Annotated in this window: 13 protein-coding genes; 2 read left to right on the top strand and 11 right to left on the bottom strand. The window is 75.1% G+C overall.

The features are described 5' to 3' along the window. Nucleotides 1-57: 57 nt before the first annotated feature. Complete coding sequence (locus OG937_04885; protein WUD71062.1) at nt 58-2,325, bottom strand: large ATP-binding protein; 2,268 nt, start codon at nt 2,323-2,325, stop codon at nt 58-60. Between the two features lie 169 nt (nt 2,326-2,494). On the opposite strand from OG937_04885, the gene OG937_04880 reads away from it, so the two are divergent. Next, nucleotides 2,495-3,610: a hypothetical protein gene (locus tag OG937_04880; GenBank protein ID WUD71061.1), complete on the top strand. Its 1,116-nt coding sequence runs from the start codon at nt 2,495-2,497 to the stop codon at nt 3,608-3,610. On the opposite strand, the gene OG937_04875 is transcribed toward OG937_04880, so the two are convergent. From OG937_04875 to OG937_04865, 3 genes are all read right to left on the bottom strand, one after another. Next, nucleotides 3,603-4,436: an AAC(3) family N-acetyltransferase gene (locus OG937_04875; GenBank protein ID WUD71060.1), complete on the bottom strand. Its 834-nt coding sequence runs from the start codon at nt 4,434-4,436 to the stop codon at nt 3,603-3,605. The two genes, OG937_04880 and OG937_04875, sit on opposite strands and share 8 nt — an antisense overlap. 218 nt (nt 4,437-4,654) lie before the next feature. After that, nucleotides 4,655-4,897 (bottom strand): hypothetical protein, encoded by a 243-nt coding sequence (locus tag OG937_04870; protein ID WUD71059.1) that lies wholly within the window; start codon nt 4,895-4,897, stop codon nt 4,655-4,657. Nucleotides 4,898-4,956: 59 nt separating this feature from the next. Continuing rightward, nucleotides 4,957-5,493 carry a universal stress protein gene (locus OG937_04865; GenBank protein WUD71058.1) on the bottom strand — a complete coding sequence of 179 codons (537 nt, stop codon included), beginning with the start codon at nt 5,491-5,493 and terminating at the stop codon, nt 4,957-4,959. A gap of 103 nt (nt 5,494-5,596) precedes the next feature. Between OG937_04865 and OG937_04860 the strand changes: the two genes are divergently transcribed. After that, nucleotides 5,597-6,475, top strand: coding sequence for a LysR family transcriptional regulator (locus OG937_04860; protein ID WUD71057.1), 879 nt, complete (start codon nt 5,597-5,599; stop codon nt 6,473-6,475). Nucleotides 6,476-6,505: 30 nt separating this feature from the next. Here the strand turns inward: OG937_04860 and ssuE are convergent, their stop codons facing one another. Genes ssuE through OG937_04825 form a run of 7 tightly spaced genes read right to left on the bottom strand, consistent with a single transcriptional unit; the run spans nt 6,506 to nt 12,979 of the window. Continuing rightward, nucleotides 6,506-7,063, bottom strand: coding sequence for an NADPH-dependent FMN reductase (ssuE, locus tag OG937_04855; protein WUD71056.1), 558 nt, complete (start codon nt 7,061-7,063; stop codon nt 6,506-6,508). 56 nt (nt 7,064-7,119) lie between these two features. Continuing rightward, the gene (locus OG937_04850; protein ID WUD71055.1) at nt 7,120-7,914 is read right to left on the bottom strand and encodes a lysophospholipase; all 795 of its coding nucleotides are present in this window, start codon (nt 7,912-7,914) and stop codon (nt 7,120-7,122) included. 1 nt (nt 7,915) lies between these two features. Further along, nucleotides 7,916-8,956 carry an LLM class flavin-dependent oxidoreductase gene (locus OG937_04845; protein WUD71054.1) on the bottom strand — a complete coding sequence of 347 codons (1,041 nt, stop codon included), beginning with the start codon at nt 8,954-8,956 and terminating at the stop codon, nt 7,916-7,918. Between the two features lie 24 nt (nt 8,957-8,980). After that, nucleotides 8,981-10,321: an NtaA/DmoA family FMN-dependent monooxygenase gene (locus tag OG937_04840; GenBank protein ID WUD71053.1), complete on the bottom strand. Its 1,341-nt coding sequence runs from the start codon at nt 10,319-10,321 to the stop codon at nt 8,981-8,983. 26 nt (nt 10,322-10,347) lie between these two features. Then, the gene (locus tag OG937_04835) at nt 10,348-11,217 is read right to left on the bottom strand and encodes an ATP-binding cassette domain-containing protein (protein WUD71052.1); all 870 of its coding nucleotides are present in this window, start codon (nt 11,215-11,217) and stop codon (nt 10,348-10,350) included. After that, entirely contained in the window at nt 11,214-12,092 is an 879-nt protein-coding gene (locus tag OG937_04830; GenBank protein WUD71051.1) for an ABC transporter ATP-binding protein, read from the bottom strand. Before OG937_04830 ends, OG937_04835 begins: the two co-directional genes overlap by 4 nt. After that, the gene (locus tag OG937_04825) at nt 12,089-12,979 is read right to left on the bottom strand and encodes an ABC transporter permease (protein ID WUD71050.1); all 891 of its coding nucleotides are present in this window, start codon (nt 12,977-12,979) and stop codon (nt 12,089-12,091) included. Before OG937_04825 ends, OG937_04830 begins: the two co-directional genes overlap by 4 nt. Nucleotide 12,980: the final 1 nt, after the last annotated feature.

The raw sequence follows: 12,980 nt of genomic DNA, 5'->3' as shown, positions 1-12,980 counted from the left end.
GAACGTCATGCCACCACACGCTGTGGCGCCACTGTAACGGACCGCGTCGCGGCTGATCTACAGGCCGGGAGGACCCCCCGGGGGGCCCGGCGGCGCGAGCACGCGCACGTCGGCACGCCCGACGCGCGGGGCGCGGACGGCGTCGTCGCCGCCCCGCGCAGCGGCGGTCACCAGGTCGATCCTCCGCAGCCAGGGCGCATGGTGAAGCGGGCTCAGGTCCAGGGACGGGAGCCAGGGCGCGATGGTCAGGAACATCACCGGGGAGGCGCCGAGGGAGGTCAGGTCTCGCAGCCGGGGGCAGTTCGACAGGCGCAGCGACCGGAGCGCGGCGCAGCGGCTCAGGTCCGGCACCGCGGTCATCTCCAGGTGGTCCAGGATCACCAGGCTCCGCAGTCCGGGGATCCCGGGCAGCACGGCCTCCAGTTCCCCGAGCGGTCCTTGGCACCAGACCTCGGGCGCGGCGTCCCGCCGCGCGGCCAGGCCCGCGAGTTCGTCCGCGGACCGTACGACGACGGGACCCGTGGCCCGCCTCCCCGGCGTCGCCGATGCCGTCAGGCGCCGGCCGGTGGCACCGTGCTCCAGGAGCCCGGGGACGTCCGGGAGCGACTTGCGGACCGCGCTCAGTTCGGCGACCAGGCGGGCGAGCCCGGACGACCCCGTCCGTTCGAGGTGCTCGGCGAGGATCCGGTCGCCGTCGGGGCCGGGGTGGGTGGCCAGGTGCTCCGCCGCGAGGTACTGCCGTACGGAGTCGCCGGCGAAGGCGATCGTCGCGGGAGCCGGCGCGTACAGGATGCCCGCCTCGTCGGCCAGTTGCGACAGCAGCCGGGCGGGGGGAACGGTGCCGGTGAGGCCGGGCGCGCTCAGTCCGTAGAGCGCGTCGAGTGCCGTGTCGGCCGGGAGCGGGGCGTCGCCGGACCCGAGTGTCGCCGCGGCCAGGCCCCCGGCCGCGGCCCGCAGGACGCTGTCGCGCACCCTGGTACGCGCGTTGGCGGCCTCCCGGTCGGGGCGCCAGACGGCGGCCACCGCGGCGCGCAGCAGATCCATGCGGTCCGGCCCGCGGTCCCCGGCGGCCCGGGCCGCGTGCCGGACGGCGACCGCGGCGGACGGCCAGCGGACGGCGTCGGCGAGCAGCGGGTCGTCGGCCAGGGCGGTGAGCGCGGACCTGCCGCCGGGGGCGCCGGCGAGGGGATCGCCCCCGGCGAGGAGGGCTTCGCGTTCGGCAGGGTCGAGGGGGTCGAGGAGGACCGGGGTGAAGACACCGTCGAGCCGGTGCCAGGGCACCGAACTGCCGTTGGCCTCCACCAGGATCACGGCGTCGGGGTAGTGCTCGGCCGTGCGCAGCAGCCATTCCCAGGCCGCGGGGCGCATGTGGACCGGCGCGCGGTCCAGGCCGTGGACGGCCAGCAGCGCGCGCCCGCCGCGCAGTTGCCGGGCGGTCCAGCCCGCGGGCTCCCGGGCGGCCAGCGAGGGGGCGGCCGCCTGGACGATCCCGTCGGGGGAGGGCAGGCCGCCGGTGTCCGCCCGCAGGGTGAACGCCACCTGGCAGCCCCAGGGCGCTCCGCTCGGTCCGGCCGCGACGCGGTCCGCCAGGTGCCCGAGCACGGCGCTGCGCCCGGAACCCGCCGGGCCGATCAGCAGCAGCCGCCGCCCCGCGGCCGCCGGCTCCCCGGACGGGGTGTGCCGTCGCGACGGACCGTCCTGCCAGCTCAGTCGCCGGCCCAGTGGGCGCCCGCCGGTGAGTCCGGGCGCGGTGCCCGTCAGCTGGCCGCGGTACAGGCCGGTGAACCGGGTGTCGTCCGAGGTCAGGGCCGGGGGGAGTTCGGCGGGGATGTCCTGCGGGGCGGGGCCGCTTCCGGTGGGGGGAGCGGTGGTGAGCCATCGGGTGAGGTTGCCGAGCACCTCGTCGAGGGCGGCCCGGTGGCGCGCGGCCTGCATCGTCATCAACGCGAGTCCGTGGGTCCGGTACTCGGGCGGCTGCCCCGCCGTGAACGTGTCCGCCTCGGCCACCACCGCCGGCATCCGCTGGAGCACCGGTTCCCAGAGCAGGGGCAGCACGATGCCGTTCTCCGCCGCCCCGCGGGCCCGGTCCAGGCTCGTGCGGTGGGCGAGCATCGCCCAGTCCGCGTCCGCGGGGCCCTCGCTGAAGTAGGCCGGTGAGCACAGGACGAGGACGCGGTCCGCCGTCGCCACCCCGGGCGAGGCCGCGCCCCGGCCGCCGTCGGTGGCCGCCCTGACGAAACGGACCGGGGAGGTGCCCAGCCGCCGGTCCAGGTCGTCCAGGAAGCGCGCCACCCAGGCCTCGTCCCTGCCATGCAGGTAACTCACGGCGTAGGTGTACGTATTCTTCATCCCCCACCCGTCCGAACCGGTACGAACGGGCGCGGTCACGGACGCCCGCACTGGCGTCATCATGGAAGAATCCGCTGACGTCTCGTCATGTCCCGTTCCGCAGCACATGTATGACTGGCTATCACTTTATATGTACGACTCATTGATGGGTGGGGTCGACCCCGCGACGCTCTCCCGTCCCGGCCCCCGGCCGGCGCCGTCCCCTTCCGCGCCCCCGGGCCTGGGCAAGCGGCAGGAGAACCTGCTGACCGCGGTCCTGCGCGGAATCCCGCTGATGGGACAGGACACCATGGTCCCGTTCGCCGAAGCGGACGTCCGTTCGTGCCTGGCCCGGTTCCGGCCCTCGGAGTACGGAGCCGCCGCGGGGGTGGTCAACCGGGTGCGCCCGGCCCTCCTCGACGCCGTCGTCGGCCGTACGGCCCGGCTGCAGGGGTACGTGCGCGGGCTGCCCGAGGGCGGAGTGGAGCCGCTCCTGGACGTGGTGGGCAAGGCCGCCGTGTACGGACCGCCGGTGCTGCGGGTGGTGTTCGGCGCGTCGGTGCGCATGCCGCTGCGCGCCCTGAGCTACGTGCTGCCTGCCGTGCTCATGGCGGAACGGGTCCAGGCGGTCACGGGCCGGCTGCCGTACCTGCAGGTGCTCTACGTGGGCGAACTGGGCGCGCGGATCAACGCCCTGCCCGCCGCGGTCGTCGCGGAGGAGGGCCGGCTCCTCGCCGAGCACCTGTGCCGCGTCCTGGACCAGGGGCCGATGGCGGGCCACTACGGGCTGTTCGCCGACCTCCCCCTGCCCGCGGGCGAGGATCCGATCGAGGACACCATCGCCCGGCTAGGGGAGGAGCCGCGCGAGGAGATCACCCGGCGGCTCCAGGGGAAGGGCGGCAGCCTCTCCGACCGGCAGACCCTCGAGTACGCCGCCGCCCACGTGCTGCTGCACGACCTCGGCCGTCTGCCGCTGCGAAGAATCGGCGGCACGGCGCCCTCCGACGCGGAAGCCGTCGGCGTCATCGACATCGGCGGCGTCCAGGAACGTCATTTCCACCGGGTGCGCGCGATCTTCGCCGAGGCGCTCGGGCACGCGGGACCAGGGCCCCTCGTGCTCACCCGGCACTCCGTTCCGCCGTACACGATGTCACGCGTCGGCGACGTCGGACTGCGCGACTTCCTGGACGGCGTGCCGTACGAGGAGGCCGCGCTCCCCGCGGCCGTACGGCACGACCTGCACCTCCTGCGGGCCGGCAGGGTCCTCGACCGCCTCAGGTGAGCCCGGGCCCGGGCCCCGTCCCGGCCCCGGCGCCCGCCCGCCGCGGCCGGTTCGCGGGCATCCAGCGCACCGCGAAGTCGACGGCCTCCCGCAGGTCGAGCAACCGGCACCGGAGCCCGCTCACGGTGCCGGTCCTGGTCGTGCCCTCGGCCTCGTACGCCGCGCCCAGGGCGGCGAAGTCCGAGTCGTCCAGGGCCACGTCCTCGTAGGACCACCAGGAACGCCGGCCGCCCCTGACGACGACGCAGCGGTAGGTGCGCAGGGGCGGCCGGGGCACCCGGTACTCGGCCAGGTGGAACGCGCTGCACACGTCGAACCCGACGCCGAGGAGCAGGACCTGGGCGCGGGCCCGGTAGAGCGCCGCCAAGGGGGACCGCTCGCCGAGGTGGCAGTCGGCGCCGTGCCCCGCCGTGATGGCGCCCCCGGCCGGGCCGTACGCCACGAAGGAGGTCTGCGGATGGGCGCTGCGCACCGCACCCTGCGCGGTGCGCAGCGCCTCCGAGAGCACCCCCATCCCGGGCGCGGGTGTGGACGCCGGATCGAAGGGCGGCATCGCGCCCCGTACGGCGGCGGCCTCCCGGGGGTCCAGCCCCGCCACACGCGCCCGGTGGGCGGCGGAGGAGTCGGAGTTCTCGGGCGTGAAACTGGGCGTCACCAGCGTGCCGTGCGGTCCCAGCACCCGCAGCAGCGCGTCGAGCATCGTGCCCGCGCGGGTGCCGCCCGCGCCGCGCAGCGAGGCGTGCACCAGGACGACCCCGCCCGGTTCCAGGCCGAGTGCCGTCAGGGATCCCGCCAGAGCCGTCACCTCGGTGGAGCCGACCGCCATCCCGTCCCCCTTCCCCCTCCGCGCCGCGGGACCCACCCGCACCCCGCCCGGCACGACCGCGCTGTCAGTGTCCCGCCCGGGCCCGGTCGCCCGGTAGGGGGCCGGATCCGGCCCGCCCCCCGCCCCCCGCGCACGGCGACGATCGCCAAGCCCCTGCCCGGCCGTCCCGCGGGACGGCCCGGAGGGGTGACACCGTCCGGTCGGTGCCGCCCGGGGCCTCAGTGCCCGGCGCAGCGGCAGCGGACGGCCGCGGCGGCCGCGGAGTACCGGGCGGCGCGCCGCGGGGGAAGGTCCTCGGCGTGCGGGACGGCGGGGCAGGACCGCTGCCGGGGGAGCTGGCAGGCCGGGCACAGGGCGAGGCCGTCGTGGCCGGTGACGAGCGTTCCCCAACCGCGGCAGGTCCGGCAATCGCGGGCCCTGCCGGGATCGGCGTGGGGAGCGGGGCCGGTCCCTCGGGTCATACGGGGTCCCCTCCGGGGATCGGTGGTCGGTGACGTCCGTACGCCGACGGTGTACGCACTCAGTCCGGCTGCTGACGTGTCCTCAGCCGGGCGTCCTGCCTGCGGCAGCGGCGCAGCAGTCGTGCCTCGGCGGGCCGCAGGCGCGGTCCGCCGACGATCACGACGTCGCACACGGCGTCCGCCAGGACGGCCCGTTGCACGGGCCTGCGGTGCACACCCACCGGTGTCCGCGAGGACCGGGCCGCGCCGAGGAGCAGCAGGTCGTCGGCGCCGGACGCGACGGCGCACAGCACGGCCCCGGGGGCGCCCCGGAGCACGCACCGCTCGATCCGCACGTCCGGCGGCATGCCGCCGAGCGCCTCGTCCAGGGCCCGGTCCAGGCGTCCGGCGGCCTCCGCGGCGCACGCGTCCGCCCAGGCGGACTCCGGCTGCAGGCCGTAGAGGACCTCGCCCTCCGGAGGCTCCCAGGCCATGACGGCCGGCAGCGGCCGCCCGGCGGCCCGGGCCTCGAGGACGCCGCGGCGCAGCGCCGCGAGACTGGCGAGGGAACCGCTCGCGCCGACGACGACCCGGCCCGCTCCTGTCGCGTTCCGCATGGGGTGCCTCCCGTCTCTGGGTCCCGTCGGGACTCCGCCAGCGTCGCCGGGCCGCGTAGGATGAGGCAAATCGATGGCACTCATCCCGTGATGCGAGGCACCGATGGACGTGACCCTGCGGCAACTGGGCGTGTTCGTCGCGATCGCCGACCACCGGGGATTCGATACGGCGGCCGCCGCGCTCGGCATGAGCCAGTCCTCGGTGTCGCACTCGCTCGCCTCCCTGGAGCGCGCCGTGCAGGGTGAACTGGTGCGGCGCGCTCCACCCGTCGGGCCCACGCCCCTGGGCGACGCGCTGCTGCCGCACGCGCGCGCCACCCTCGCCGCGGCCCGGGCCTTCGACGCCGCGGCGGCCGCCCGGCACGACGCCGGTGCCGAGGGCACCATCACCCTGGCCGTGCCGCCGACCGCCGCGCACGGGCTGCTTCCCCGGCTGCTGAAGCTGTGGCGCGAGAACGTCCCGCAGGTCGAGGTCAGGATCTTCGAGGGCTTCGCCGAGGAGATCACCCAGTGGCTGGAGAGCGGCACGGTCGACGCCGCGATCCTCATCGACCCGGACCCGGCGCCCCGTGGGGCCGTCCAGGTCGCGACGGACGCGCTCGAGGCCGTCCTGCGCGGCGACCACCCGCTGGCCGGCGAGGAGTCCGTCGAACTGGCCGACCTCCTGGACGACCCGCTGCTCGCCACCACCTCCGGCGCCGAGAGCCAGCTCAGGGAACTCCACGCGCGGGCCGGGGTTCCTTACCGCCCCACCCAGCACATCCGTGAACTGGGCACGCTCCTCTGCATGGTGGAGGCCGGCCTCGGCGTCGCGGTCGTCCCCTCCCTGGCGGGGAGCATGCTGCCCGGCGGCCTCACCCTCGTCCCCGTACTGCCGCGCGTGGAACGGCGGTTGCTCCTCACCGGGCCGGACACGCGCCCCTGGCACCCGCACGTGACCGCGATCCGTGACCTGTGCCAGGGGGCCGGCCCCGCGATGTGACCCCGCGCGCGGCGTACGGCGGGCAGGGGCTCACCCCGTGGGCGCGAGCACGGTCGTACGGCCTCCCAACGCGGCGGAGAAGCGGTCGGTGACCTGCGTCAGGGCCTCGGCCGTGGCGGGCGCGACGGTCAGCGTGCCGTCGTCGGCCACGGTGAGGTCCTTGTCGAGCGTGAACCACCCCGGGACGACGTGGGCGGCGCCCATGGAACTCAGCACCGGGCGCAGCGCGTAGTCGATGGCCAGGACGTGGGCCGTGGTGCCACCGGTGGCCAGCGGCAGCACGGTCTTGTCGGCGAGGGCGAACTGCGGGAGCAGGTCGAGCAGCGACTTCAGCAGGCCCGAGTAGGCGGCCTTGTAGACGGGCGTGCCGATCACCACCCCGTCCGCCCGCTGGAACAGGGCCGCGGCCCCGGTGATGGCCGGGTGGTGGACGTCGGCGCCGAGCAGGGCGTCGGCGGGCAGCGTACGCACGTCCAGGGGGACCACCTCGTGGCCCTGGAGCCGCAGCCGGTCGTCCAGGTGGCGCAGCAGCCGTGCGGTGCGGGAGGTGGCGGAGGGGCTTCCGGAGACGGACAGGATGACGGCCATGGGGACCTTCCGGGTTCGGGCGGGCGGGGTGGGGGCGAGCGGGGACCTCGGCGCGGTCACCAGGTGCTGGATTCCACGGCCACGACGGGCACCAGCCCGTTGCGCAGCGTCTCCAGGAAGGTGACGACCTCGGCTGCCACCGAGCGGTGCTGTACGTCGTTGAGCACGTCGTGGTGGGCGCCGCGGACGACCGAAAGCCGGGCGCGGAGCTGGGACTTGGCGGCGCGCGCGAGCGCGTCGTGATCGGCGAGCGGGTCGGCGTCACCGGCGAGGAAGAGCGCGGGAGGGGCGAGTTCGGCCTCGTACGCGGCGGTGAGCAGGGCGTCGGGCACCGCCTCGCCCAGCGAGCCCCGGCGTACGCGCGGGTCCCGGGTGAGCGTGTCGCGGTGGGTGGGGCAGGACGTGCGGACGTCGAGCTCCCCGTCCCAGCCGCCGTCCTCGGCGGGGGCCGCCCGGCCGGGAAGCCCCGCGAGGACGACGCCGTCCGGCCGGACGCCGGCCCGGCCGGGGCGGCCCAGGAGCGCTGCGACGGCGACGGCGCCGGAGTCGGCGCCCACCAGGACGACGGGGGCGGCCGGCGCGCCCTCGGCGGCGGTGCCCTCGACGGCGTCCGCGAGGCGCTCGCCGAACCGGGTCAGGGAACCGGCCGGGTCGTCCGCGTCCGGCTCCGGGGGGTCGACGACCCGTACGCGGTAGGCGTCGGCGGCCAGCCGCCGGGCGAAGCGGGCGTAGGTCGCCCGTGTCTCGCCGCGGCCCGGCACCACGACGACCGTGCCGCGGACGAGCAGGCCCTGGGGCCCGTGGTGGTCGGTGTGGTCGGCGTGGTCGATGCGCTCGGTCTGCTCGGTCATGTCAGACTCCTGCCGGCTCGGGCCGGGGCTCGGGTTCGGCCGCGCGCCGCCAGCCCAGCGCCGGCGCCACTTCGGTCGCGATGAGCTCCAGGGCGCGCAACGCAGCGTCGTGGTCGGGGACGGCGGGGTTGAACTGGGTGATCAGGTCGGTCGCGACCGGCAGGACCCGCTCCCGCCGCAGCGACGCGACGATCTCCTCGGGATGCCCGAAGAAGGAGTGGAAGCGGCGCAGCGCCTCGTCCAGGTCCAGGCCCTTCGGGAAGGCGCCGCCCTCCGCCATACGGAGCGCCGCCCGGTGGACGTCCTCGCCGATCTGCCCCAGCGCCGTCCGCCGGTCCTTGGCCGGGAACACGAACCGCGACAGCCCGATCCGCGGTCGGCGCGGCCGGTCCCAGGCGTCGAGGTACGCGTCCGCCCAGGGTCGCTGCACCGCGTCGGTCGGGGAGTCGAAGCCGTACGCCGCCCGGTTGAGCAGGAGGTTCGACCCGGCGGCCGCCGCGTACGCGGCGCCCTGCGTGCTGAAGGCGCCCTGCCAGATGCGGTCGCCGAAGTCGCCGGCGGCCGGCTGGATGCGGAAGCCGGGCGCGCCGACCTCCTCACGTGCCAGCGCGCTGCGCAGTACGTCGAGGTGTTCGCTGGTCAGTTCGCGCTTGCGGGCGACGTCCCGGCCGAAGGCGGCGTACTCCAGGCCGTTGTAGCCGCTGCCCACGCCGATCTCGACGCGGCCGCCGCTGAGGGTGTCGACGGTGGCGACGTCCTCGGCGAGCCGGATCGGGTCCTCCAGCGGGAGGATGGTGACGGCGGTGCCGAGCCGGATCCGGGTGGTGCGTGCCGCGGCGTGGGCGAGGAACGTCCAGGGCGAGGACAGCCCCCCGCCGCCGAGGGAGACGTGGTGCTGGGCCACCCATCCGGCGTCGAAGCCGAGTTCGTCGGCGGCGACGAAGAGTTCCAGGGCGTTGCGGTAGGTGCGGACCGGGTCGTCGTCGCGGCCCTGCACGTGGGTGAGGAAGCCGAGTCGCAGGCGCGGGTGCTCGGTGGTCATGGCCTTGTCCGTCCCGTCCCGTGCTCAGTCGGCCACGAGCAGGCGCTCGCGGGTGTGGCGGTTGGCGGGGACCGGCAGGCCGAGGTTGCCGCGCAGGGTGTCGGCCTCGTACTCGGTGCGGAACAGGCCGCGCTTCTGGAGGAGGGGCACGACGCCGTCCACGAAGAGTTCGAGCTCGTCGGTGGTGCGGAAGGCGAGGTTGATGCCGTCGAAGGTGCCGGCGTCGAACCACTGCTCGATGGTGTCGGCGACGGTCCGCGGCGATCCGACGAAGGGGGAGGTGCGGAACTCGTTGACCGACTGGGCGACCTGGCGCAGGGTCAGGTTCTCCGCCCTGGCCCGCTCGATGATCCTGGCCGCGCCCGTGCGTCCGCCCTTCTCGGCGAGGTGCTCGACGTCGGGGAAGGGCGCGTCCAGGTCGTGCACGCTGAAGTCGTAGGCGCCGAAGGAACGCCCGAGCAGCGCGAGGTTGCGGTCGAAGTCGTTGTCCTCCTCGAAGATCTCCCGCTCGCGGCGCCGGGCGGCCTCGTCGGTGGCGGCGACCACCGGTCCGCCGTGGATGAAGATCTTGATGTGGTCGGGGTCGCGGCCGTAGGAGGCGGTGCGCTGCTTGATGTCGGCGTAGTACTCCTGCGCCTGCCCGAGTGTGCCCCCGGGCGCGTAGATGCCCTCGGCCACCTGGGCGGCCAGGTCGCGGCCCTCCTCGGAGACGCCGGCCTGGAAGATCACGGGCTGGCCCTGCGGGGACCGGGACAGGTTGAGGGGGCCGGCGACCCTGAAGTGCTCGCCCTCGTGGTCGAGCGCGTGCAGCTTGGCCGGGTCGAGGAAGACGCCCCGTTCCACGTCGGCCGGGAAGGCGTCGTCCTCGTAGGAGTCCCACAGGCCGCGGGCGACCTTGACGAACTCCAGGGCACGGCCGTAACGGGAGGTGTAGTCCAGGTGCTCGTCGAACCCGAAGTTCCTGGAGGTGCCCGTGTCGAAGCTGGTCACGACGTTCCAGCCGGCGCGGCCGCCGCTGATGTGGTCGAGCGAGGCGAAGCGGCGGGCGAGGTTGAACGGCGAGTTGTACGTCGAACTGGCCGTGCCGACCAGCCCGACGTGACGGGTGTGCGTGGCGACCGCCGACAGCAGGGTCAGCGGCTCCAACCGGTTGAGGTAGTGGGCGGGGTAGGTGGCGTTGATGAACTGGCTGTCGACGATGAACAGGGCGTCGAAGAGGGCGTGTTCGGCCGCTTTGGCCTGCGCGATGTAGTAGTTGATGTCGGTGCTGGCGTTCTTGGCGACTCGGGCGTCCTTCCACAGGCCGTGCTGGCCGGGGCCGCCGACGCCGTAGGGGTGGAGCGCGAGGTGGATCCTGCGGGACATGGTGGCTGTTCCTGTCTGTCGTGGGGTCAGGTGCGCAGCAGGGCGCGCAGCGCTTCGCGTTCGGCCCGGTCCGCCGGGGCGGAACGCAGGGTGGGCGCCGAGCCGACGAGCAGGCGCGTGTAGGGATGGCGGGGGTGGTTGACGACGTCGTGGGTGGTGCCGACCTCGACCAGTTCGCCCTGGTGGAGCACGGCGACGCGGTCGCAGACCCCGGCCACGGAGCCGAGGTCGTGGGAGATGAAGACCAGGGCCACTCCGGAGGCGCGGAGCTCCTTGAGGATCTCCAGGACCTGCACGCGGTTGGCCGCGTCGAGGGCGCTCACCGGTTCGTCGAGGATGACCAGGCGCGGTCCGGTGACCAGCGCCCGGGCCACCGCGACCCGTTGGCGCTGCCCGCCGGAGAGCTCCCCGGGCAGCCGGGCCAGGAGCTCCTCGTGCAGGCGGACGCGGGGGAGGAACGCCCGCGCCCGGTCGGCCGCCTCCTCGCGTGGGACGCCCTGCAGGAGCAGCGGTTCGGTGAGGGACTCCTCGACGGTGAGGTCCGGGTCGAGGCTGCGCAGGGGGTCCTGGAAGACGTACTGGACGACGCCTCGGCGGCGCAGGGCGCGCCACTGGCGCGGGCCGTGCCGGGTGACGTCCTCCCCGCCGACGACGACCGACCCGGCCGAGGCGCGCACCAGGCCGAGCACGGCCCGGGCCAGGGTGGACTTCCCGGATCCCGTCTCGCCGATGAGGCCGACGGCCTCGCCGGGCGCGACGGTCAGGGACACCCCGCGCAGTGCCTGGCGGCGCCGGCGGCGCAGGCCGTAGTGCACGTCGAGGCCGGTGATCTCCAGCACGGGGCCGGCGGGGTCCGCACCGCCGGCCGGCGTCGTCCGCGGCGGCGCGCCGGTCATGCGTCCTCCTTCACGGTGAGGAACTTCTCCAGGCCGTACTGCTCGTGTTCGGCGATCAGCAGACGGGTGTACTCGTGCCGCGGGTCGTGCAGCACCGCGCGGGTCGGGCCCTGCTCGACCACCTCGCCCTCCCGCAGGACGACGACCTCGTCGCAGAGCTGGGCGACGACCGCGAGGTCGTGGGAGACGACGACGAGGGCCAGCCCCGCCTGTTCGCGCAGTTCGGCGAGCATGTCGAGGATCCCGGCCTGGACGGTGACGTCGAGGGCGGTGGTGGCCTCGTCGGCGATGAGGATCCGCGGGCCGGCGGCGATCGCCGCCGCGATCAGGACGCGCTGGAGCATGCCCCCGGACAACTCGTGGGGGTAACTGCCGTAGACCAGCTCCGGATCGCGCAGTTGCACCGTCCGCAGCAGCTCGACGGCCTGCCGGCGGGCCTCGCGGCGCCGCTGCCCCTTCTTGGCGCGCACGACCTCGGCGATCTGCGCGCCGACCCGGATCGAGGGGTTGAGGTAGGAGGCCGGGTCCTGGAAGACCGCGCTGATCGTGGCGCCCCGCAGGACCGTCCACTGAGCCCGTGTCAGGGTGGCGATGTCGGTGCCGTCGATCTCGATCGACCCACCGGTGACCTCGAAGTGCGCGGGCAGGATGCCGAGTGCCGCGCGGCAGGTGAGGGTCTTGCCGCTGCCGGACTCCCCGACGATGCCGACCGCCTTTCCGGGTGCGAGGTCGAAGCTCACCCCGTGGACGATCTCGTGGTCGCCCGCGCGGTCGCCGATGCGCACGTCGCGGAGGGACAGCACCGGCGGTGCCGGGGTGTCCGGCGCGGCGCCCGGGGCAGGCCGGGGGAGCAGTCCTTCGGACACGGTCGTCATCGCGCACCTCCGGAGGGGGCGGGGTCGGTCTTGTCGAGGCGGTTGGCGCGGGCCCTGCGGCGGTCGAGCAGTGCGCGTCCCGCCTCGCCGGAGACGTCGCGGATCGCGTCGGCGAGCAGGTTGCTCGCCCAGACGGTGGCCATGATCAGCAGGGCGGGGGCCACCGGGGCCCACGGCTGGTGGCTGAGGTAGCCCAGGTCGGAGGCGAGCAGGCCGCCCCAGGTGGGAGCCGGTGGCTGCACGCCGATCCCGAGGAAGGTCAGGCTGGAGACGATCACGAAACCGACGCCGATGGTCTGGGCGAGCGCGACCGCGACCGGCGGGAGGATCTTGCCCCACACGTGGCGGCGTACGATCCAGCCCGTCGAGGCACCGGAGACGAGCGCCGCCTCCACGTACGGCGAGCGCGCCACGGCCAGGGTGGCGGCGCGGGCCACCCGGTAGAACAGCGGTGACACCAGCACGCCGGTGACCAGCATGGCCTGGGTGAGGCCATTGCCGAGGAGCGCGACCACGGCGACGGCGAACAGCAGGAAGGGCAGCGCGACCAGCGTGTCGGCCAGGCGCAGGGTCGTCCACTCGAAGACCCGGCCCCAGTAGACGGACAGGATGCCGGGCACCGCGCCGACGACCAGGGCCGTCAGGGCGACTTCGAGCGAACCGAGCACGCTGACGCGCGAGCCGTCCAGGAGCCGGCTGAGGACGTCACGGCCGAGGTAGTCCGTGCCCAGCCAGTGCGAGGCCGAGGCGGCGGCCAGGGTGTTGTCGCCGGTGGCCAGGGGATCGTGCGGTGCGAGCCAGGGACCGAGCAGCGCCAGCAGCGCGATCACGGTCAGGACGACCGCGGCGATCCGGCCGGAGGTGAGGGAGAGGACGCGGCGCACCATG

It is taken from the genome of Streptomyces sp. NBC_00510 (assembly GCA_036013505.1).
GTDB lineage: Bacteria > Actinomycetota > Actinomycetes > Streptomycetales > Streptomycetaceae > Actinacidiphila.
This window is presented reverse-complemented; position numbering and strand designations above follow the sequence as displayed.